Here is a 20,169-nt window from a genome sequence, read left to right as displayed (position 1 = left end):
GGGCCCCCCTCACAGCGCGCGCAGGGCGCGGTCGAGGACGCGGACGCCGAAGTGGAGGGCGTCGACGGGAACCCGTTCGTCGACGCCGTGGAAGAGGGACCAGTAGTCGAAGCCGGGGGGCAGTTTGAGCGGGGAGTAGCCGTAGCCGGTGATGCCGAGCCGGGAGAACTGTTTGGCGTCGGTGCCGCCGGCCATGCAGAAGGGGACGACGTGTCCGTCGGGGTCGAAGTGCTCGACGGACTCGCGCAGCACGGCGAAGGTGCGTCCGTCGACGGGGGCTTCGAGGGCGACCTCCCGGTGGTGGAACTCCCAGTGCACGTCGGGGCCGGTGAGTTCCTGGAGGGTGGCCATGAACTCGGCCTCCCCGCCGGGCAGGATGCGTCCGTCGACGTAGGCGGTGGCGTGGCCGGGGATGACGTTCAGCTTGTAACCGGCGCTGAGCATCGTCGGGTTGGCGCTGTTGCGGACGGTGGCGTCGACGAGGGCACCGACCGGGCCGAGCCGGGGCAACAGGGCGTCGACGTCGAAACCGGCGGCCCGGGGGTCGACCGACAGGCCTTGCAGGGCGGCGAGTTCGGTGATGCAGGCGGTGACGGTGTCGGTCAGGCGGACCGGCCATTCGTGCGCGCCGATCCGGGCGACGGCGGCGGCGAGCCGGGTGACGGCGTTGGCCCGGTTGGGCTTGGAGCCGTGGCCGGTGGTGCCGTGCGCGGTCAACTTCAGCCATGCCGTGCCGCGTTCGCCGGCCGCGATCGGGTAGAGGGCGCGACCGCCGCCGGCGTGCACGGTGAAGGCGCCGGACTCGCTGAGGCCCTCCGTGCAGCCCTCGAAGAGGTGCGGGTGGTGGTCGGCGAGGAATCCGGACCCGTCGACGGCGCTGTCCTCCTCGTCGGCGGTGTAGGCGATCACGATGTCCCGGCGCGGCCGTACGCCCCGGCGCGCCCAGGCCCGTACGAGGGCCAGCAGCATCGCGTCCATGTTCTTCATGTCCACGGCGCCCCGGCCCCAGACCACCCCGTCCCGGACCTCGCCGGAGAACGGGTGCACGCTCCAGTCGGCGACCTCGGCGGGGACCACGTCGAGGTGGCCGTGGACGAGGAGGGCCGCGGCGGTGGGGTCGGTGCCCGCGAGGCGGGCCACCACGTTGGTGCGGCCCGGGGTGCGTTCCAAAAGGAGGGGTTCCAGCCCGGCGCCGGCCAGCCGCTCGGCGACGTATTCGGCGGCGGGACGCTCGCGGCAGTCACCGCCGCCCCGGTTGCTCGTGTCGATGCGGATCAGCGCGGAGGTGAACTCGACCACCTCGTCGAACGCCGTTCCGTCCAGTGCCCCGTTGCCCTCGGCCGCCGCGCGCATGTCAGCCATACTGCTCCTCCACGGCCGCCGAGACGACCGTCGTGACCGTCTTGAAGGTGCGGATCCCCTCGTACATGGTCCCGCTGGTGTAGGCGACGCGGCGCTCGCCGGAGCGTTCGACGCCGGGGACGACGGCGGCGGCGAGCGACAGGTGTTCGGCGTCGAACTCCACCTCGACGGTGAAGGGGCCGCCGCGCACCGGTTCGTGGCGGACGGCGAGCCGCGCGGCCTCGGCGGCGGCGGCCCGGATGTCGGCGGCGGTGCGGGCGGGGGTGCGGCACACGGCCGCGTAGCGCGACACGTGGTCCTTGACGGCGACGGTGATCGCGTCCGGGGCGTAGCCGGCCGCGTCGACGCAGGTCAGGTCGTCGCCGGTGACGAGGATGACGGGGACGCCGTACTCGGCGACGACGTGGGCGTTGAGCGTGCCCTCGCCGGCCGGCAGGCCGTTCAGCCAGACCCCGGTGATGGAGTTGGCGAGGTAGGTGTGGGCGAGGACGCCCTCGGCGCCGGCGCCGGTGTGGTAGCCGACGAAGGCGATGCCGTCGATGTCGCCGCGCTGGACGCCCTCGACCATGGAGAGGTTCTTGTGGCGGCCCGTGAGCAGCTCGGCGCGGGCGTCGAGCTTCTCCAGCAGCAGGTTGCGCATCGTCGCGTGGGCCTCGTTGATGAGGACCTGGTCGGCGCCGCCGTCGTAGAAGCCGAGTACGGCGGCGTTCACGTCCGAGGTGAGCAGGCCGCGGCAGCGTTCCCACTGGGACGCGCCGGGCAGGACGTCCTCGGGCCAGGTGACGCCCGTGGCGCCTTCCATGTCGGCGGAGATGAGGATCTTCATCGGGCCCCCGGTGGGTCGGGTCGCGGATCGCCCACCCTAGGCCGTCTCCTGCGGATCCCGCCCGACCCACGCCGCCCGGCACCGCGGGGAGCGGAGGCCGGCTCCGGGGGGCGCCTGCGGTCCGGGACCGGCCGGGGTTCCGGCGGCCGGGGGCCGCCGGAATTCCACCCGAACCGGTGAGCCGTCGGGGGCGGCCCGCCAACGGCCGCGCTCAGTTCTCCACTTCTCGGGCCAGGTTGTCGAGGAAGGTGTCGTAGATGCGGCCGAGGCCCTTGGGCGCGAAGGTGCGCTCGAAGAAGCCGCCGATGCCGCCGGCGCCGTTCCAGACGGTCCTGGCCACGACCTTGGACTTGCCCTCGCCGGCCGGGGTCACGGTCCAGGTGGTGACCATGGAGGAGTTGCGGTCCTTCTCCACGAGCTGGCCGTTCGTGGGCTCGGTGACCTCCAGCAGGCAATCGCGCACGCGCTTGCTGGTGGCCTGGAGCTTCCAGTGGACCAGGGTGCCCTCGCCGTCGCCGCCCTCGCGGACCTCGTACTCGCTGAAGTGCTCGGGGAGCAGCTTGCCGCGGGAGCCGCTGTAGTCAGCCAGCGTGTCGAACACGGTCTCCGCGTCGGCCGCGATGATCCGCTCCGTGGTGGCCTCGACCTGCGCCATACCTGTTCCTCCAGCAGTTGTGATCGCTCGTCACGGCGAAGCCAACCACCTCCGGCCCGGGCACCCAAATCCGGTCCGCCCGGCCACCGGCCCGTGCGGGCCGCAGGTGCCGGTCCGCACGATCATGGGAACGTTTGTTCTATTCTCGGGGTCGAGCCACCGAGGAGGCGCCGATGCGCTGGGACAGCCTGACCGACAACGCGACCGCCACCGACGGCCCCGACGAGGCCGCCGGCGGACCGGGCACGACCGACGCCGCCGACGCCACCGCAGCCGCGCCCGCCGGCGGCCCCGCCGCGCTCTTCGGGGCGGGCGCCGTCGTGACCCGCACCATCGACACCCCCGAGTTCCGCGGGATCACCTTCCACGAGGTGCGGGCCCGGTCCCTGGTGAACCGGGTCCCGGGCGCCTCGCGCATGCCGTTCGAATGGACGGTCAACCCGTACCGCGGGTGCAGCCACGCCTGCGTGTACTGCTTCGCCCGCCGCACGCACGCCTACCTCGACCTCGACACGGGCCTCGGGTTCGACTCGCAGATCGTCGTCAAGACCAACGCCCCGGAGGTGCTGCGCCGCGAGCTCGCCGCGCCCCGGTGGACCGGCGCGCACATCGCGATGGGCACCAACGTGGACTGCTACCAGCGGGCGGAGGGTCGCTACCGGCTGATGCCCGGCATCATCGAGGCGCTGCGGGAGCGCGCCAACCCGTTCTCCATCCTGACCAAGGGCACCCTGATCCTGCGCGACCTCCCCCTCCTGCGGGAGGCGGCCGAGGTCACCGACGTGGGCATCTCGGTGTCCGTCGGCTTCACCGACACCTCCCTGTGGCGGACCGTGGAACCCGGTACGCCCTCCCCCGCCGCCCGGCTGCACGCCGTCCGGACCCTGACGGACGCGGGCATCGAGTGCGGGGTGCTGATGGCCCCGGTGATCCCCTTCCTCGGCGACTCCCCGGAGCAGTTGCGGGACACCGTCCGGGCCGTCGCGGAGTCCGGGGCCACGTCCGTGACACCCCTGGTACTCCATCTGCGACCCGGGGCGCGCGAGTGGTTCACGGCCTGGCTGGGCGAGCACCACCCCCACCTGGTCGAACGGTACGAACGGATGTACGCGGGCGGTTCCTACGCGCCGACCTGGTACCAGCGCCAGATCACCCGTCAAGTCCACCGGCTGGCCGCCGAATTCGGCATCGGTCCGGCCGGCAGTGGGGCGTCCCGCCCGACCCGGGCGGTCCGGTCGCCGGCGGTGGGGGCGGCCGGGGTGCCGGCGGCCGGGCCGACGCAGCTGACCCTGTTGTGAGCCGCGGCGACCCGTGAAGGGTCATCACATCGGGCCAATGGGCGACCCAATCCCGCTTTCCGGGCGCGGTTTCCGGGACGATTCCGCCCAGAACCCTCGGCTGGGAGGCCCCATGCTCCACCCCACGAAGAAGCGCGCCGTCGCGCGGCGTGCCGCCGCCAAGAAGCGTGCCGCCGTCCTGCTGTCGATCTCCGCCGTCGCCGCCGTGCTGACGAGCCCCGTCACGGCCGCGCCGGCGGACCCCGCCGCCCCGGCCGCCGCCGCGCCCGGGCGGGCGGCGCTGCGCTGGACGGGCTGCGCGACCCCGCGGTATCCGACGCTCCAGTGCGCCTCCCTCCCCGTCCCGCTCGACCACGACCGGCCCGCCGGGCGGCAGATCTCCCTGGCCCTGACCCGGGTGCCGCACACCGCCGCCACCTCCCAGGGCCCGCTGCTGGTCAACCCGGGCGGCCCGGGCGGCAGCGGACGCGCCCTGGCCGGGTTCGTCGCCTCCGCCCTGCCCAAGGACGTGGCCGCCCAGTACGACGTGATCGGCTTCGACCCCCGGGGCGTCGGCAGGAGCGAGCCCTCGCTGGACTGCGCCGCCGGGCACTTCAAGCCCGTCCGCCCCGACTCCGTGCCGCTCGACCCGGCGACCGAGCGGGCCAACCTGGAGCGGGTGCGCGCCTTCGCCGAGTCCTGCGGGGCCAAGCACGCGGACGTGCTCCCGTACGTGGGCACCGTCTCCGCCGCCCGCGACCTGGAGGTGCTGCGCACGGCCCTCGGCGCACAGCGCCTGAGCTACTTCGGGTACTCGTACGGCACCTACCTCGGCGCGGTGTACGCCCGCCTGCACCCGGACCGGGTGCACCGGCTCGTCCTGGACTCCGTGGTGGACCCGGCCGGGGTCTGGTACCAGGACAACCTCGCCCAGGACCTGGCGTTCGACGCCCGCCACAAGGCGTTCCTGGCCTGGGTGGCGAAGTACGACTCCACCTACGGGCTGGGCACCGACCCGGCGCGGATCGAGAAGCTCTGGTACGGGATGCGGGACGCGCTGCGCGGGACCCCGGCGGGCGGCAAGGTGGGCCCGGCCGAGCTGGAGGACACGTACATGCCGGGCGGCTACTACAACGGCTACTGGCCGAAGCTGGCCGAGGCCTTCGCGGCGTACGTCCTGAAGCAGGACGCGAAGCCGCTGGTGGCGGCGTACGAGCGGTTCGGCGCGGTGGAGCCCTCGGCGGGCAACGGGTACAGCGTGTACACGGCGGTGCAGTGCCGGGACTCGGCCTGGCCGACCGACTGGAACGCCTGGCGCGCCGACATGTGGCGCACGCACGCCAAGGCGCCCTTCATGACCTGGAACAACGCCTGGTACAACGCGCCCTGCGCGTTCTGGCCCGCGGAGTCGCTGCGGGCGCCGGACGTGACGAACTCCGAGCTGCCGCCCGCGCTGCTTTTCCAGGCGACGGAGGACGCGGCCACGCCGTTCGGCGGGGCGGTGAGCATGCGGGACAGGTTGAAGGGTTCGGCACTGGTGGTGGAGGAGGGCGGCGGCAACCACGGCATCGCCCTCAGCGGCAACAAGTGCCTGGACGAGAAGCTCGCCGCGTACCTGCGCACGGGAGCGGCCGCCGACGCCACCTGCCCGGCCCCGCCCGCCCCGACCCCTGCCGCGGCGACCAGGGCCGTCCCGCCGTCCGCGGGCGGCGCGGCCCTGCACGGCCTCCTGGGCTTCCGCGGCTGACCCCGGTCGGGGATCCGGGTCGTCCTTGTCGGATCCTGCCGGTCGGCAGGGTCCGAACGGGACGCCCTACGCGTCCGGGTGGCCGCCCAGCAGGCGGTTCAGGGCGTCCGTCGCGGCGACCGCGAGGCGGGGGTGGGACTGGGCGCGGACCAGGACGTCGCGGGCCCGGGCGTCGGCCAGCGCCCCCAGCCCCTCCACGCAGGCGAGCGCGACCCGCCAGTACGGGTCGTGCGGCGCGAGCAGCCGCGACAGGGTGGCGATCAGCGCGGGGGCCGACTCGGGGGCGCGCAGCGCGGCCAGCAGCCGTACGGGGTGCAGGGCGTAGGCGGTGCGCAGGGAGTTGGTGGCCAGGGCGGCGGCCGCGCGGGCGGTGCGCGGGTCGTCGAGGACGGCCAGCGCACGGGCTGCGGCCTCGCAGCGCGGCGGGTCCCGGTGGTTGAGGAGCAGCACCAGCGCCTCGAAGGCGCGGCGGTCCCCGGCCAGGCCGAGGCGGTACGCGGCCAGTTCACGGGCCCACAGGGGCAGGCCGGCCGAGGTCAGGGAGTCCGCCAGGGCGTCGGGGTCCGCCGTGAGCAGCGCCTCGTACTCCGGGGATCCGGTCGACTCCGCCCGCAGGCGCTCCAGCACGTCGTTCACCCGCCCACCCTAGGGGCGCCGGGTCCCCGGAATCAGGCGTTCCGAAGACCTCGTTGATCGATGATCGATGATCGGTACATTTGGGCGTTCCAGGTCACATCTCCGCACTCTGGCGCACCAGTTACCAGCGGGTTACAGTCACTGCCATACGTACGGGAACGGCCTGGTGACGCAGCCGCCCCGTACCAGTCGGTTCGACCGCACCACCACGGCAGGACCCCGGGACAGGGTCGTGCCGCTCGTTCGGCCCGCCGCGCCCCACCCTTCGGGCGCTTCCCTGCGGGCCCACCCCGCACGGTTCTTTCCCGCACGGCTCCTCGCCGACGGCTTCCGTTCCTTGCGTGCCGCTTCTCGTGCTCCCGCACGATCCTCCGTACGGAGCTCCGTGCGGCCTCCGCGCGCGCCGTGCACCGCGCGCCGCCACCCTCAGTCGTCACCCTCTTCCCACTGGAGTCCCGCGATGGACCGTCCGTCCACGTCCAGTCAGTCCACCCTCCGGACCGTCGCCGTCGTCGGCCTCGGCACCATGGGGACCGGCATCGCCGAGATCCTCGCCCGGGCCGGCCGCGAGGTCATCGGCATCGACGTCAGCGAGGCCGCCGCCCGGCGCGCCACCGCCTCCCTCGCCTCCGCCACGGCCCGTTCCGTCACCCGGGAACTGATCACCGAGCAGGAGCGCGAGGGTGTCCTCGCCCGGTTCCGCACCTTCACCGACCTCGGCGCGGCCGCCGACGCCGACCTCGTCATCGAGGTCGTCCCGGAGGACTACGAGCTCAAGCACCGGCTGTTCTGCGAGCTCGACGCGATCGTGCGGCCCGACACCATCCTGGCCACCGGCACCAACGCCCTGTCGGTGACCCGGCTGGCCGCCGAGTCGCAGCGCCCCGAGCGCGTGCTGGGCCTGCACTTCTTCAACCCGGCGCCCGCGATGAAGCTCGTCGAGATCGTCTCCTGCGTGCTCACCGCGCCGCCGGCCGTCGAGGCCGTCACCGAGCTGGCCCGCGAACTGGGCAAGGAACCCGTGTCGGTCGGCGACCGGCCCGGATTCGTCGCCGACGGCCTGCTGTTCGGCTACCTCAACCAGGCCGCCGCCATGTACGAGGCCAAGTACGCCTCCCGCGAGGACATCGACGCGGCCATGCGGCTCGGCTGCGGCCTGCCGATGGGGCCGCTGGCCCTGCTCGACCTGGTCGGCGTGGACACGGCCCGTACCGTCCTGGAGGCCATGTACGCCTCCTCCGGCGACCGGCTGCACGCCCCGGCCCCGATCCTCGGCCACCTCGCCGAGGCCGGCCTGACCGGCCAGAAGTCCGGGCGCGGCTTCTACACGTACGAGGCTCCCGGCAGTTCGGTGATCGTCCGCGACCTGCAGAGCCCGCCGGACGGTTCGCTGCTCGGCGCCGGCCGTCCGGTGTCCTCGGTCGGCGTGGCCGGTTCCGGGACGATGGCGAGCGGCATCGCCCAGGTCTTCGCGCAGGCCGGGTACGACGTGGTGCTGGCGGCCCGCAGCCAGGAGAAGGCGGAGGCCGCGAAGGCCGCGATCGGGAAGTCCCTGGGCCGTGCGGTGTCCAAGGGCCGACTGACCGAGGAGGCCGCCGCGGCCACGCTGGGGCGGATCGCGCCGGCCGGTTCGCTGGAGGCGTTCGCCGAGGTGGACCTGGCCGTGGAGGCCGTCGCCGAGGACCTCGCGGTCAAGCAGGAACTGTTCGCCGGGCTGGACAAGATCTGCAAGCCGGGCGCGGTGCTGGCCACCACCACCTCCTCTCTCCCGGTGATCGCCGTGGCCCGCGCGACGTCGCGGCCCCAGGACGTGATCGGGATGCACTTCTTCAACCCGGCCCCCGCGATGAAGCTGGTCGAGGTCGTGCGGACCGTCCTGACGGCCGACGACGTGCACGCCACCGTCCGCGAGGTCTGCGGCAAGGTGCGCAAGCACCCGGTGGACTGTGGCGACCGGGCGGGCTTCATCGTGAACGCGCTGCTGTTCCCGTACCTGAACAACGCCATCAAGATGGTGGAGCAGCACTACGCGGGCATCGACGAGATCGACGCCGCGATGAAGCTGGGCGGCGGCTACCCGATGGGGCCCTTCGAGCTCCTCGACGTGGTCGGCCTGGACGTGTCGCTCGCCATCGAGAAGGTCCTCCACCAGGAGTTCCGCGATCCCGGTCTGGCCCCGTCCGCGCTGCTGGAGCACCTCGTGGCGGCGGGCTGCCTGGGGCGCAAGACCGGCCGCGGATTCCGTGAGTACGCCCGCCGGTAACCGGCCGGGCCCCGAGCAGGATGCGTGGGGAGGGTTGCTCGGGTCCGCCGGACCCTCACGGCGGACGAACCCTCCCGAGCCCAGTGCGGGCCCTCCCCCGCATCCGTCCCCCGCCCACCCCCCACAGGCGCGCTCCCCCGCGCGAATGAAGTACTTTCGCTCTATGTCCCAGCCCGCCAAGACCTCGCCCCGCGCCTCCTCCGCCCCGGACGTCCCGGAGAGCGCGGCCGGCACCCGAGCGGCCGCCCAGCGGCTCAAGATGCGCCGGGAGCTGGCCACGGCGGCCATGGAGCTGTTCGCGACGAAGGGGTACGAGGCCACGACGGTCGACGAGATCGCCGCGACCGCGGGGGTGGCCCGCAGGACCTTCTTCCGGCACTTCCGCTCCAAGGAAGAGGCGATCTTCCCGGACCACGACGACACCCTGACCCGCGCCGAGGCCGTGCTGGACGTGGCGCCGGCGCACGAGCACCCGCTCGACACGGTGTGCCGGGGCATCAAGGAAGTCATGAAGATGTACGCCGCCTCCCCCTCGGTGTCGGTGGAGCGTTACCGGCTGACCCGTGAGGTACCGGCGCTGCGCGAGCGGGAGATCGCCTCGGTGGCCCGCTACGAGCGGCTGTTCACCCGCTACCTGCTGGCGCACTTCGACGAGACCGACCACCACGACGGCAACGACGACCCGCTGTTGGCCGAGGTGGCCGCCTCGGCGGTGGTGACGGCCCACAATCACGTACTGCGCCGCTGGTTGCGGGCCGGCGGGCAGGGTGACGTCGAGACGCAGCTGGACCACGCCTTCGCGATCGTCCGCAAGACCTTCGGTTCCGGGATCGGCGCGGGCCGCACGGCGGGCGCCACCGCGCCGCCGGTGCCGGCGGCGGTGCGCACCGAGGGCGAGGTGCTGGTCGCGGTGGCCCGCACCGACGCCCCGCTGGACGAGGTCATGCGGACCATCGAAGAGGCGCTCAGGAACAAGTAGGCGACCGTCCCGGCCATCGGCCGGGTGGTTCCGGTCACAACGGCCGCTCCCGGTTTCGGGGGCGGCCGTCGTCGTATGTCCATTCTGCCCCTACTCGCGGGTAACTCTGATCGATCATCGCTCATCTGCGCAGGTCAATCGGCAAATGAGAGAAAGTTTTGGCACGCGGTGCCTTGTCGAGTGACACGGGGTGCCATACGTTGAATCTCGTCCGGACGTCCCCGCGGCCCACGCCCACTCGGCGCGGAACGCGCCCCGGATGCCTGCGTCACCAGGCTCCCGCCCGCCCCACCACAGGCAGGCCCGCACCACCGATCCGCCGGACCGACGGCACTCGCACCACCCACACCACACGTACCCCGCGCACACCGCGTATCCCTCAGCGCACCCTCATCAGCGCTCGCCGGAGGCAATACCGTGAAGGACATCCTGGACGCGATTCAGTCGCAGTCCGCCACCGCCGCAGACTTCGCGGCGCTGCCGCTGCCCGACTCGTACCGCGCGATCACCGTGCACAAGGACGAAGCGGAAATGTTCGCGGGGCTCACGACCCGCGAGAAGGACCCGCGCAAGTCCCTCCACCTCGACCACGTCCCGCTGCCCGAGCTGGGCCCGGGCGAGGCCCTGGTGGCCGTCATGGCCTCGTCGGTCAACTACAACTCCGTGTGGACCTCGATCTTCGAGCCGGTCTCCACGTTCAGCTTCCTGGAGCGCTACGGCAAGCTCAGCGAGCTCAGCAAGCGCCACGACCTGCCGTACCACGTCATCGGCTCCGACCTCGCGGGCGTCGTGCTGCGCACCGGCCCCGGCGTCAACGCCTGGCGGCCCGGCGACGAGGTCGTGGCGCACTGCCTGTCGGTCGAGCTGGAGTCCTCGGACGGCCACAACGACACGATGCTCGACCCCGAGCAGCGCATCTGGGGCTTCGAGACCAACTTCGGCGGCCTGGCGGAGATCGCGCTGGTCAAGTCCAACCAGCTGATGCCCAAGCCCGACCACCTCAGCTGGGAGGAGGCCGCCTCCCCCGGCCTGGTCAACTCCACCGCCTACCGCCAGCTGGTCTCCCGCAACGGCGCCGGCATGAAGCAGGGCGACAACGTGCTGATCTGGGGCGCCAGCGGCGGCCTCGGCTCGTACGCCACCCAGTTCGCCCTCGCCGGCGGCGCCAACCCGATCTGCGTGGTCTCCAGCCCGGAGAAGGCCGACATCTGCCGGGCCATGGGCGCGACCGCGGTCATCGATCGCAACGCCGAGGGCTACAAGTTCTGGAAGGACGAGCACACCCAGGACCCCAAGGAGTGGAAGCGCTTCGGCAAGCGCATCCGCGAGCTGACCGGCGGCGAGGACATCGACATCGTCTTCGAGCACCCCGGCCGCGAGACCTTCGGCGCCAGCGTCTACGTCACCCGCAAGGGCGGCACCATCACCACCTGCGCGTCCACCTCGGGCTACATGCACGAGTACGACAACCGCTACCTGTGGATGTCGCTCAAGCGCATCATCGGCTCGCACTTCGCGAACTACCGCGAGGCGTGGGAGGCCAACCGCCTCATCGCCAAGGGCAAGATCCACCCCACGCTGTCGAAGGTCTACTCCCTGGAGGAGACCGGCCAGGCCGCCTACGACGTCCACCGCAACCTCCACCAGGGCAAGGTCGGCGTCCTCGCGCTGGCCCCCCAGGAGGGCCTGGGCGTCCGCGACCACGAGCTGCGCGCCCAGCACCTCGACGCCATCAACCGGTTCCGGAACATCTGAAGTCCGCAGAGGATCGCCTGAGATGACAGAGCGCCAGAAGGACAGGCCGTGGCTCATGCGGACGTACGCCGGCCACTCCACGGCCGAGGCGTCCAACGAGCTGTACCGCCGCAACCTCGCCAAGGGCCAGACCGGCCTGTCCGTCGCCTTCGACCTGCCGACGCAGACGGGCTACGACCCCGACCACATCCTCGCCCGCGGCGAGGTCGGTCGGGTCGGGGTCCCGGTCTCCCACCTGGGTGACATGCGCCGGCTGTTCCAGGACATCCCCCTGGAGCAGATGAACACCTCGATGACGATCAACGCCACCGCCATGTGGCTGCTGGCGCTCTACCAGGTGGCCGCCGAGGAGCAGGGCGCGGACATCGCCCTGCTCCAGGGCACCACCCAGAACGACATCGTCAAGGAGTACCTCTCGCGCGGGACGCACGTCTTCCCGCCCGGGCCCTCGCTCCGCCTGACGACGGACATGATCGCCTACACGGTCAACCACATCCCGAAGTGGAACCCGATCAACATCTGCAGCTACCACCTGCAGGAGGCCGGGGCCACCCCGGTCCAGGAGATCTCGTACGCGATGTCCACCGCCATCGCCGTCCTGGACTCCGTGCGCGACTCGGGCCAGGTGCCCGAGGAGCGGTTCGGCGAGGTCGTCGCCCGGATCTCCTTCTTCGTGAACGCGGGCGTCCGCTTCATCGAGGAGATGTGCAAGATGCGCGCCTTCGGCCGCATCTGGGACAAGGTCACCCACGAGCGCTACGGCATCACCAACGAGAAGCAGCGGCGCTTCCGCTACGGCGTCCAGGTCAACTCCCTGGGCCTGACCGAGGCACAGCCCGAGAACAACGTCCAGCGCATCGTGCTGGAGATGCTGGCCGTCACCCTCTCCAAGGACGCCCGCGCCCGCGCGGTGCAGCTGCCCGCCTGGAACGAGGCGCTGGGCCTGCCCCGGCCGTGGGACCAGCAGTGGTCGCTGCGCATCCAGCAGGTACTGGCCCACGAGAGCGACCTGCTGGAGTACGAGGACGTCTTCGCGGGCTCCCACGTCATCGAGGCGAAGGTCGCCTCCCTGGTCGAGGAGTGCCTCGCCGAGATCGACCGGATCCAGGAGATGGGCGGCGCGATGGCCGCCGTCGAGTCCGGCTACCTCAAGTCGCAGCTGGTCTCCTCGCACGCCGAGCGGCGCGCCCGGATCGAGGCCGGCGAGGACAAGATCGTCGGCGTCAACTGCTTCCAGCAGACCGAGGAGAACCCGCTCACCGCCGACCTGGACGGCGCCATCATGACCGTCGACCCGGCCACCGAGGCGCTGACCGTGGAGCGCATCCGCCGCTGGCGCGCCGAACGGCAGGAGTCCTCCGACCGTCAGGGCAACGGCGACCCCTTCGTCTTCCCCACCACCCAGCAGGCCCTCGAACGCCTCAAGGAAGCCGCGGCGGGCACCGAGAACCTGATGGAGGCCACCCTGGAGTGCGCCCGCGCCGGCGTCACCACCGGCGAGTGGTCGAGCGCCCTGCGCGAGGTCTTCGGCGAGTTCCGGGCCCCGACGGGGGTCTCCTCGGCCCCGGTCGCGGTCACCGCCGAGGCGGGCACGCCGATGGCCCTCGTCCGCGAGAAGGTCTCCCGCACGGCCGACGAGCTCGGCTCGGGCCGACTGCGCCTGCTGGTCGGCAAGCCCGGCCTGGACGGGCACTCCAACGGCGCCGAGCAGATCGCCGTCCGGGCCCGCGACGCGGGCTTCGAGGTGGTCTACCAGGGCATCCGGCTGACGCCCGAGGAGATCTCCTCGGCGGCGCTGGCCGAGGACGTCCACTGCGTGGGACTGTCCATCCTGTCCGGATCGCACAGCGCGCTCGTCCCCGACGTCCTGGAACGCCTGCGGGCGGCGGGGGCGGGCGACATCCCCGTCATCGTCGGCGGCATCATTCCCCAGGCCGACGCGGTGTCGTTGAAGGCGGCCGGGGTGGCCGCCGTGTTCACTCCGAAGGACTTCGGCATCACGGAGATCATCGGCCGTATCGTCGACGAGATCCGCAAGGCCAACAAGCTCGACTCTCTCGAAAGCACGGAGGTCCCCGCATGACCACGCCCTCTTCCCCGGTGAACCGGCTGCGGCCGCGCCGTTCCTGCCTCGCGGTGCCGGGTTCCAACCCGCGCTTCCTGGAGAAGGCCCAGGGCCTGCCCGCCGACCAGGTCTTCCTGGACCTGGAGGACGCCTGCGCCCCGCTCGCCAAGGAAGGCGCCCGCCACACCATCGTGGACGCGCTGAACAACGGCGACTGGACCGGCAAGACCCGGGTGGTGCGCGTCAACGACTGGACGACGCACTGGACGTACCGCGACGTCATCACGGTCGTCGAGGGCGCGGGCCAGAACCTCGACTGCATCATGCTGCCGAAGGTCCAGGACGCCCAGCAGATCGTCGCCCTCGACCTGCTGCTCACCCAGATCGAGAAGACCATGGGCTTCGAGGTCGGCAAGATCGGCATCGAGGCGCAGATCGAGAACGCCAAGGGCCTGGTGAACGTCGACGCCATCGCGGGCGCCTCGCCGCGCCTGGAGACCATCATCTTCGGGCCGGCCGACTTCATGGCCTCGATCAACATGAAGTCCCTGGTCGTGGGCATGCAGCCGCCCGGCTACGGCGCGGACGCCTACCACTACATCCTGATGCGCATCCTGATGGCCGCCCGCACGCACGACCTCCAGGCGATCGACGGGCCCTTCCTCCAGATCAAGAACGTGGACGGCTACCGCGAGGTCGCCGGCCGCGCCGCGGCCCTCGGCTTCGACGGCAAGTGGGTGCTGCACCCCGGCCAGGTCGACGCGGCGAACGAGGTCTTCTCCCCCTCGCAGGAGGACTACGACCACGCCGAGCTGATCCTCGACGCGTACGACTGGTGCACCTCCGAGGCCGGCGGCAAGAAGGGTTCGGCGATGCTCGGCGACGAGATGATCGACGAGGCCAGCCGCAAGATGGCCCTGGTCATCGCCGGCAAGGGACGCGCGGCGGGCATGCGGCGCACCAGCAAGTTCGAAATCCCCGTCGGCTAGAAAGGCCCTGACTCCCATGCAGTTCGGACGCACGTACGAAGAGTTCGAGGTCGGGGCGGTCTACAAGCACTGGCCCGGAAAGACGGTCACCGAGTACGACGACCACCTGTTCTGTCTGCTGACCATGAACCACCACCCGCTCCACATGGACAGCAACTACGCCGAGAACACCACGGACTTCGGCAAGAACGTGGTCGTGGGCAACTACATCTACTCGCTGCTGCTGGGCATGTCCGTGCCGGACGTCTCCGGGAAGGCCATCGCCAACCTGGAGATCGAGTCCCTGCGGCACGTGGCGCCGACCTTCCACGGCGACACGCTCTACGGCGAGACCACGGTCCTCGACAAGACGCCGTCGAAGTCGAAGGACGACCGCGGCATCGTGTACGTGGAGACCAAGGGTTACAAGCAGGACGGCACCCTCGTCTGCGTCTTCCGGCGCAAGGTGATGGTCCCGACCGAGACGTACATCAAGGAGCGCGGCGGCGAGCAGCCCGGCCGGCCCACGCTGAAGGAACAGGGGAAGTAGCCATGGCCCGACTCGCCCAGACCGCCGGGCTCACGGACGTCCAGCGGGAGATCCTCAAGACCGTCCGGGAGTTCGTCGACAAGGAGATCATCCCGGTCGCGACCGAGCTGGAGCACCGCGACGAGTACCCGCAGCAGATCGTCGACGGCCTCAAGGAGCTCGGCCTCTTCGGGCTGATGATCCCCGAGGAGTACGGCGGCCTGGGTGAGTCGTTGCTCACCTACGCGCTGTGCGTGGAGGAGATAGCGCGCGGCTGGATGTCCGTCTCGGGCATCATCAACACCCACTTCATCGTGGCGTACATGCTCAAGCAGCACGGTACGCAGGAGCAGAAGGACCACTTCCTCCCGCGGATGGCGCTGGGCGAGGTGCGGGGCGCGTTCTCGATGTCCGAGCCGGGCCTGGGCTCCGACGTGTCGGCCATCACCTCCAAGGCGGTGCGCGACGGCGACGAGTACGTCCTGAACGGCCAGAAGATGTGGCTGACGAACGGCGGCACGTCCACTCTGGTGGCCGTTCTGGTGCGAAGTGACGAAGGACACCCCGAGGGCACCGCGCCCCACAAGTCGATGACGACCTTCCTCGTCGAGAAGGAGCCCGGCTTCGGTGAGGTCCGTCCGGGCCTGACCATCCCGGGCAAGATCGACAAGATGGGCTACAAGGGCGTCGACACGACCGAGCTCATCATGGACGGACTGCGCATTCCGGCCAATCGGGTCCTCGGCGGGCAGACGGGCCGAGGGTTTTACCAAATGATGGACGGCGTCGAGGTCGGCCGGGTGAACGTGGCGGCGCGTGGTTGTGGCGTCGCACAACGTGCCTTCGAATTGGGTGTCTCGTATGCCCAGCAACGTCACACTTTCGGCAAGGCCATCGCTGAGCACCAGGCCATCCAGTTCAAGCTGGCCGAGATGGCTACCAAGGTCGAAGCCGCCCATGCGATGATGGTCAATGCGGCACGCAAAAAGGACTCCGGGGAACGAAACGACCTCGAAGCAGGGATGGCGAAGTACCTCGCCTCCGAATACTGCAAGGAAGTCGTGGAAGACGCGTTTCGTATCCACGGTGGATACGGCTTCTCGAAGGAGTACGAGATCGAGCGTCTCTACCGGGAGGCTCCGATGCTGCTGATCGGCGAAGGTACCGCCGAGATCCAGAAAATGATCATCGGGCGACGCCTGCTCGAGGAGTACCGGCTCCAGGGCTGAAAGTCCCATTTGCGGTGGATCGCCCGGCGATCCTCCGCAACGGGATCACAGCCAGTGACTGGATGGCGGCCATCGACTCGGCTTCTGGCTTGCCCAGTTGTTGCGCGCAACCGATAGCATTCCAGTAAAGCCGCCGTCCCGTCCCCCCGTTTACGGCGCGGCAATCACCCGCTACGAAGGTCATCCATGCCCCACAGCCAAACCTCTGCACCTCGCGTCGGCCTCCTCGGCGGACGTATCGCTCGCGGAGCATCGCCGTGGCTTCTGCCGACCGTCGCCACCGCGGCGCTCAGCCTCACCCGGGCCCGCAAGTCCGGACGCTGGGCCGCGGCGGCCGTGCCCGCCACCGCGCTCGCGGCGGGCATGCTGTGGTTCTTCCGCGACCCCGAGCGTGAGATCACGCAGGGCCGCGTCATCTCGCCCGCCGACGGTGTGGTGCAGAGCATCATGCCGTGGAAGGACGGGCGGACCCGCGTCGCGATCTTCATGAGCCCGCTGAACGTCCACGTCAACCGCGCTCCCCTCGCGGGCACGGTGACGTCCGTGGAGCACGTCCCGGGCGGGTTCGTCCCGGCGTTCAACAAGGAGAGCGAGAACAACGAGCGCGTTGTCTGGCACTTCGACACCGAACTGGGCGACATCGAAATGGTGCAGATCGCCGGCGCCGTCGCCCGGCGCATCGTCCCGTACCTGCCGGCCGGCACCAAGGTGGAGCAGGGCGAACGCATCGGACTGATCCGCTTCGGCTCGCGCGTCGACATCTACCTCCCCGAGGGCGTCGAGGTCGCGGTCGAGGTCGGTCAGGCCACCACCGCGGGGGTGACCCGAATTGACCGTGACTGACCCCGAAACTCCCTCGAACCCGTCGGGTGGATGGGTGCCCGAGTCCGCCGAGGAGGAGTCCGCCGAGGACGACATGCCGCTCTCGTTGCGGCTGTCGATAGCGGACACCCTCACCCTCGGCAACGCGACCTGCGGATTCATGGCGGTGTACTTCACCACCACCGGAATCCTCATTCCGCACCTCACCGGCAGCGGTGAGTCGGGCATGGCCCGGCACAGCGCCGCGACGGCGGTGATACTGATGCTGCTGGCCGCGGTCTTCGACCTCTTCGACGGCATCGTGGCCCGCAAGCTCCGCAGCTCGCCGATGGGTGCCGAGCTGGACAACCTGTCCGACCTGATCAGCTTCGGTCTGGCTCCCGCCTACTTCGTGCTCGTCTACGGCATGGTCGCCGACGACGCGCACCAGAAGATGTCGGCGCTGGCCGCGATCGTCGTCCTGCTCGCCGTGGTGCTCAGACTCGCGAGATTCAGCTGCGTGACGCTGAAGGACGGCATGTTCCAGGGCATGCCGAGCCCCTTCGGCGCGCTCACGGTCGTCTCGATCGTGCTGCTGGAGCTGCCCTTCATCCCGACGCTGCTGGCGATCATCGGGGTGGCCTGGCTGATGGTGAGCCGGGTCGAATACCCCAAGCCGCGGGGCGTCCTCGCGGCCGCGATGCTCAGCTGGATCGTCGGGGCCATGGGGCTGCTGGCGGCCTGGGCGTTCGATGCCCCGGGCGGCCAGATCCTGCTCCAGGCCGGATGCGCCCTCCAGATCGCCCTGGCGGCCACCATCCCGCTGTTCGCCACGACCCGGAGGGCCAACACCTTCCGGCACAACCGGCGCGAGGCGCGGGCGGCTCAGCTGCCGTAGCGCTGCCGCTGGTACGACATGACGAAGGCCCCGGGTGCCCCAGGCAACCCGGGGCCTTCGTCATGTCCCCGGGTGCCCCGGGCTTCCTCCGCGAGCCCTGCGCGGGCCCGTCCGGCGTAGCCTTGATGTCGGAAAACCGCCAGCCCGGAGGGTCCGGGGTCGAAATCATGGAGTCATGCACACCGATACCGATCGCTGCGTGAGAGCCGTGCAGTCGAAGGACGCCCGCTTCGACGGCTGGTTCTTCACGGCCGTCCGCACCACGGGGATCTACTGCCGGCCGAGCTGTCCGGCCGTGCCGCCCAAGGTCGAGAACATGAGCTTCCTGCCCAGCGCGGCGGCCTGCCAACAGGCGGGCTACCGGGCCTGCAAGCGCTGCCGGCCCGACACCAGCCCCGGCTCCCCCGAGTGGAACGCCCGCGCCGACTCCGTCGCCCGCGCCGTCCGGCTGATCCAGGACGGGGTCGTCGACCGCGAGGGCGTGCCCGGTCTCGCCACCCGGCTCGGCTACTCGACCCGGCAGGTCGAGCGCCAGCTGCTCGCCGAGCTCGGGGCCGGGCCGCTGGCCCTGGCCCGGGCGCAGCGGGCGCAGACGGCCCGGCTGCTGATCGAGACCTCCGAGCTGCCGATGGGCGACGTCGCGTTCGCCGCGGGGTTCTCCTCGATCCGCGCGTTCAACGACACCGTCCGCGAGGTCTTCGCGCTCTCCCCCAGCGACCTGCGGACCCGGGCGGTGCGGGCGGCCGGCCGGCCCGAGGCACAGCCGCGGATCCCGGGGACGATCAGCCTGCGGCTGCCGTTCCGGGCCCCGCTGAACCCGGACAACCTCTTCGGGCACCTGGCTGCGACCGGTGTCCCCGGGGTCGAGGAGTGGCGCGACGGTGCCTACCGGCGGACGCTGCGGCTCCCGTACGGCACCGGTGTGGTGGCCCTAACGCCCGGGCCGGAGCACATCGGCTGCCGGCTGGCCCTGACCGACCTGCGGGACCTGACCATCGCGATCAGCCGCTGCCGGTGGATGCTCGACCTGGACGCCGATCCGGAGGCGGTGGACGAGCAGCTGCGCGCCGATCCGCTGCTGGCCCCGCTGGTGGACAAGGCTCCGGGGCGTCGGGTGCCGCGCACGGTCGACGCGGCGGAGTTCGCCGTGCGGGCCGTGCTGGGCCAGCAGGTCTCGACCGCCGCCGCGCGGACGCACGCGGCCCGGCTGGTGACCGCGTACGGGGAGCCCGTCCAGGACCCCCGGGGCGGCCTCACGCACCTGTTCCCGTCCCCGCAGGCCTTGGCGGCCCTCGACCCCGAGACGCTGTCGATGCCGCGCAGCCGCCGTACGACGCTGACCACGCTGGTGGCGGCGCTGGCGGACGGTTCGCTGCCGCTGGGCATCGACAGCGACTGGGAAGCGGCCCGCGCCGGGCTCAACGCCCTGCCCGGGTTCGGGCCGTGGACCACCGAGATCGTCGCGATGCGGGCGCTCGGCGACCCGGACGCCTTCCTGCCGTCCGACCTGGGGGTGCGGCGGGCCGCCCAGGGGCTCGGGCTGCCGTCGACCCCGGCCGCGCTGACGGCCCGGGCGGCCCTGTGGCGCCCCTGGCGCGCCTACGCCGTCCAGTACCTGTGGGCCACCGACGCCCACCCCATCAACCACCTGCCCGTCTGAGGAGCGCACCCATGAGCACCAAGCAGCACACCGTCGTGGACAGCCCGTACGGCCCGCTGACCCTGGTCGCCACCGACGGCGTCCTGAGCGGCCTGTACATGACCGGCCAGCGCCACCGGCCCGTCGAGGAGTCCTTCGGCGAGCGGGTCGCGGACGGCGAGGAGCCGTTCCCCGAGGTGCGCCGGCAGTTGGCCGCGTACTTCGCCGGCGAGCTCCGGGAGTTCACCGTCCCGGTCCGGCTGGAGGGCACCGCCTTCCAGCGCAGCGTCTGGGAGCAGCTGGTGCGGATCCCGTACGGGCAGACGTGGTCGTACGGGCGGCTCGCGACGGAACTGGGCAGGCCGGGCGCCTCGCGCGCGGTGGGCCTGGCCAACGGGAAGAACCCGGTCGGCATCATCGTGCCCTGCCACCGCGTGATCGGTGCCTCGGGCGGCATGACGGGCTACGGCGGCGGCATCGAGCGCAAGGTGCGGCTGCTGGAGTTCGAAGGGGCGGGGAAGTAGCCCGGATGGCGGGAGC

At 71.4% G+C, this 20,169-nt stretch carries 17 protein-coding genes; 13 read left to right on the top strand and 4 right to left on the bottom strand.

Features of this window, described 5'->3' with window-relative positions; all coding sequences use genetic code 11:
* Positions 1 to 9: 9 nt before the first annotated feature.
* The 3 genes from AB0D46_RS30490 to AB0D46_RS30480 all read right to left on the bottom strand — a co-directional run bounded on the left by AB0D46_RS30490 (position 10) and on the right by AB0D46_RS30480 (position 2,843).
* Entirely contained in the window at positions 10 to 1,362 is a 1,353-nt protein-coding gene (locus tag AB0D46_RS30490; RefSeq protein ID WP_362882241.1) for a M20/M25/M40 family metallo-hydrolase, read from the bottom strand.
* Positions 1,355 to 2,188 carry a M55 family metallopeptidase gene (locus tag AB0D46_RS30485; RefSeq protein ID WP_362882239.1) on the bottom strand — a complete coding sequence of 278 codons (834 nt, stop codon included), beginning with the start codon at positions 2,186 to 2,188 and terminating at the stop codon, positions 1,355 to 1,357. Before AB0D46_RS30485 ends, AB0D46_RS30490 begins: the two co-directional genes overlap by 8 nt.
* Positions 2,189 to 2,399: 211 nt before the next feature.
* Entirely contained in the window at positions 2,400 to 2,843 is a 444-nt protein-coding gene (locus tag AB0D46_RS30480) for an SRPBCC family protein (RefSeq protein WP_362882237.1), read from the bottom strand.
* Between the two features lie 173 nt (positions 2,844 to 3,016).
* Between AB0D46_RS30480 and AB0D46_RS30475 the strand changes: the two genes are divergently transcribed.
* Positions 3,017 to 4,141, top strand: coding sequence for an Rv2578c family radical SAM protein (locus AB0D46_RS30475; RefSeq protein WP_362882235.1), 1,125 nt, complete (start codon positions 3,017 to 3,019; stop codon positions 4,139 to 4,141).
* A 112-nt stretch (positions 4,142 to 4,253) separates the two neighbouring features.
* Positions 4,254 to 5,867: an alpha/beta hydrolase gene (locus AB0D46_RS30470; protein ID WP_362882233.1), complete on the top strand. Its 1,614-nt coding sequence runs from the start codon at positions 4,254 to 4,256 to the stop codon at positions 5,865 to 5,867.
* Between the two features lie 66 nt (positions 5,868 to 5,933).
* Here the strand turns inward: AB0D46_RS30470 and AB0D46_RS30465 are convergent, their stop codons facing one another.
* Positions 5,934 to 6,503, bottom strand: a complete 570-nt coding sequence (locus AB0D46_RS30465) for an adenylosuccinate lyase (protein ID WP_362882231.1) — start codon at positions 6,501 to 6,503, stop codon at positions 5,934 to 5,936.
* Between the two features lie 460 nt (positions 6,504 to 6,963).
* Here AB0D46_RS30465 and AB0D46_RS30460 point away from each other — a divergent pair, with 460 nt between their 5' ends.
* The 11 genes from AB0D46_RS30460 to AB0D46_RS30410 all read left to right on the top strand — a co-directional run bounded on the left by AB0D46_RS30460 (position 6,964) and on the right by AB0D46_RS30410 (position 20,153).
* The gene (locus AB0D46_RS30460) at positions 6,964 to 8,766 is read left to right on the top strand and encodes a 3-hydroxybutyryl-CoA dehydrogenase (protein ID WP_362882229.1); all 1,803 of its coding nucleotides are present in this window, start codon (positions 6,964 to 6,966) and stop codon (positions 8,764 to 8,766) included.
* Positions 8,767 to 8,929: 163 nt separating this feature from the next.
* Positions 8,930 to 9,745 (top strand): TetR family transcriptional regulator, encoded by an 816-nt coding sequence (locus AB0D46_RS30455; protein ID WP_362882227.1) that lies wholly within the window; start codon positions 8,930 to 8,932, stop codon positions 9,743 to 9,745.
* Positions 9,746 to 10,162: 417 nt separating this feature from the next.
* Positions 10,163 to 11,500, top strand: coding sequence for a crotonyl-CoA carboxylase/reductase (ccrA, locus tag AB0D46_RS30450; protein WP_362882225.1), 1,338 nt, complete (start codon positions 10,163 to 10,165; stop codon positions 11,498 to 11,500).
* A 22-nt stretch (positions 11,501 to 11,522) separates the two neighbouring features.
* Entirely contained in the window at positions 11,523 to 13,583 is a 2,061-nt protein-coding gene (locus tag AB0D46_RS30445) for a protein meaA (RefSeq protein WP_362882223.1), read from the top strand.
* Positions 13,580 to 14,554 (top strand): CoA ester lyase, encoded by a 975-nt coding sequence (locus AB0D46_RS30440; RefSeq protein WP_281206378.1) that lies wholly within the window; start codon positions 13,580 to 13,582, stop codon positions 14,552 to 14,554. Before AB0D46_RS30445 ends, AB0D46_RS30440 begins: the two co-directional genes overlap by 4 nt.
* 16 nt (positions 14,555 to 14,570) lie before the next feature.
* On the top strand, positions 14,571 to 15,083 hold the full coding sequence (locus tag AB0D46_RS30435) for a MaoC family dehydratase (protein ID WP_073909130.1): 513 nt from the start codon (positions 14,571 to 14,573) through the stop codon (positions 15,081 to 15,083).
* Between the two features lie 2 nt (positions 15,084 to 15,085).
* Entirely contained in the window at positions 15,086 to 16,291 is a 1,206-nt protein-coding gene (locus AB0D46_RS30430) for an acyl-CoA dehydrogenase family protein (protein WP_362882220.1), read from the top strand.
* Between the two features lie 186 nt (positions 16,292 to 16,477).
* Positions 16,478 to 17,134 (top strand): phosphatidylserine decarboxylase, encoded by a 657-nt coding sequence (locus AB0D46_RS30425; RefSeq protein ID WP_356881049.1) that lies wholly within the window; start codon positions 16,478 to 16,480, stop codon positions 17,132 to 17,134.
* Between the two features lie 34 nt (positions 17,135 to 17,168).
* Positions 17,169 to 17,990 carry a CDP-diacylglycerol--serine O-phosphatidyltransferase gene (gene pssA, locus AB0D46_RS30420; protein WP_362882218.1) on the top strand — a complete coding sequence of 274 codons (822 nt, stop codon included), beginning with the start codon at positions 17,169 to 17,171 and terminating at the stop codon, positions 17,988 to 17,990.
* Between the two features lie 175 nt (positions 17,991 to 18,165).
* Positions 18,166 to 19,650 carry an AlkA N-terminal domain-containing protein gene (locus AB0D46_RS30415; RefSeq protein WP_362882216.1) on the top strand — a complete coding sequence of 495 codons (1,485 nt, stop codon included), beginning with the start codon at positions 18,166 to 18,168 and terminating at the stop codon, positions 19,648 to 19,650.
* An 11-nt stretch (positions 19,651 to 19,661) separates the two neighbouring features.
* A complete protein-coding gene (locus AB0D46_RS30410; RefSeq protein ID WP_362882214.1) occupies positions 19,662 to 20,153 on the top strand; it encodes a methylated-DNA--[protein]-cysteine S-methyltransferase in 492 nt (163 codons plus the stop codon).
* Positions 20,154 to 20,169 lie beyond the last annotated feature (16 nt).

Source organism: Streptomyces sp. NPDC048383, from assembly GCF_040651775.1.
Classification (GTDB): Bacteria; Actinomycetota; Actinomycetes; order Streptomycetales; family Streptomycetaceae; genus Streptomyces.
Note: the sequence above shows the minus strand (reverse complement) of the source record. Positions and strands in the feature narration are given on the sequence as shown.